The sequence below is a fragment of the Pseudoalteromonas sp. BSi20652 genome, from assembly GCF_000239855.1.
Lineage (GTDB): Bacteria > Pseudomonadota > Gammaproteobacteria > Enterobacterales > Alteromonadaceae > Pseudoalteromonas.
In genome coordinates this window covers 1-1,347 of record NZ_BADT01000148.1, presented here as the reverse complement: position 1 = coordinate 1,347, position 1,347 = coordinate 1, and the positions used below count along the sequence as shown (strand labels likewise).

2 protein-coding genes are annotated in these 1,347 nt (G+C 35.0%); both read right to left on the bottom strand.

Going from position 1 to position 1,347, the window contains the following annotated elements; translation table 11 throughout:
- Positions 1-100: 100 nt before the first annotated feature.
- Positions 101-817: a response regulator gene (locus P20652_RS21045; RefSeq protein WP_008170029.1), complete on the bottom strand. Its 717-nt coding sequence runs from the start codon at positions 815-817 to the stop codon at positions 101-103.
- Between the two features lie 145 nt (positions 818-962).
- A complete protein-coding gene (locus P20652_RS21040; RefSeq protein ID WP_237707130.1) occupies positions 963-1,157 on the bottom strand; it encodes a histidine kinase dimerization/phospho-acceptor domain-containing protein in 195 nt (64 codons plus the stop codon).
- Between the last annotated feature and the right edge of the window lie 190 nt (positions 1,158-1,347).

Below are 1,347 nucleotides of genomic sequence, written 5' to 3'. Positions count from 1 at the left end.
CCAAGAAAAGACACTCTCCACTCTTGATCACCCGGTCTGACGGTCAGCAGTTCGAATCCACTCAGTCTTACCAATCCAAGGTCAGTGGTGCCTTATTTTATTATCGCTGATATACACCATCTAAAGCGGCTTGTAAGGCTTCTAGCTTAATAGGTTTTGTCAGCACTTTATTCATACCAGCTTTAAAACACGATGCTTTGTTTTCTTGCTCTACATTTGCAGTTAATGCATAAATAGGCACATCACTCAAAAGTTCGTCTCGTATATACTCTGCTGCTGTTAACCCATCCATAACAGGCATCATTATATCCATTAAAACGAGGTCAAACTTTTTACGCTGAAATAAGTCTATTACCTCACGTCCGTGGTTCGCCAGTGTTACTTTATGGTTAAGCTTTTCTAAATAGGCTTTTATAAGCACTTGATTAGTTTTATTGTCCTCTGCAACCAAAATAGATAAGTACGTTTCTTTATGAATAACTTTGCCTAATACTTCACTTTGTTGTGCTTCTTCATAAGGAATACTAATCGTAAATGTACTGCCTAAGCCTATTTGTGTGTTTACTGTTATTTGCCCCCCCATTAATTCAACTAAGTTTTTAGAAATACTTAAGCCTAAGCCTACTCCTTCACTTTTACGATTAATACTATCGTTAACTTGACTAAATGGCTCGAATATCATGTCTATATGTTTTTGAGCAATACCAATACCGGAGTCTTCTACTGCAAAGGTTAATAGCTTATCAACAAGGTTTATTTTAAAAATAATTTGGCCATGCTTAGTAAACTTAAATGCATTACCAATTACATTAAACAAAACTTCCCCGAGTCTATATTCATCACCAACAACATACTTTGGAATTCTTTCGTCAATATTTATTGTAAAAAGAATATCATCCGACTTTTCAATAATATTAAACTGCCCAACAATATTTTCAGTTAATTGCCTGACATTAAAAGGTTTAGTGTATAAGCGACACGGTGCCTGATTCTATTTTAGAAAAATCGAGTACATCGGTTATTAAGCCATAAAGTATTTCAGTACTTGAGTTGGCGTAATTGACTAATTGTTGTTGTTCGGTAGTAAGTTTAGTGTCAAGTAGTAGCTCTATCATGCCTATAACTGCATGAATGGGTGTTCTTATTTCATGAGACATAACAGTTAAAAACTTTGATTTAGTTTTTACTTGCTTCTTCGGCTTTTTAATTTTTCAACTTCAAGCGCTGCTTCTCGCTCTTTTGATAGAGTAATATTGTGTGCAAGTCCTAAATAACCTGAAAAGTTTCCTTTTTTTATCAACCTGGGGCTTGCCGCTAAATGAAACCCAAAAAGCTTTATCTCCTTTT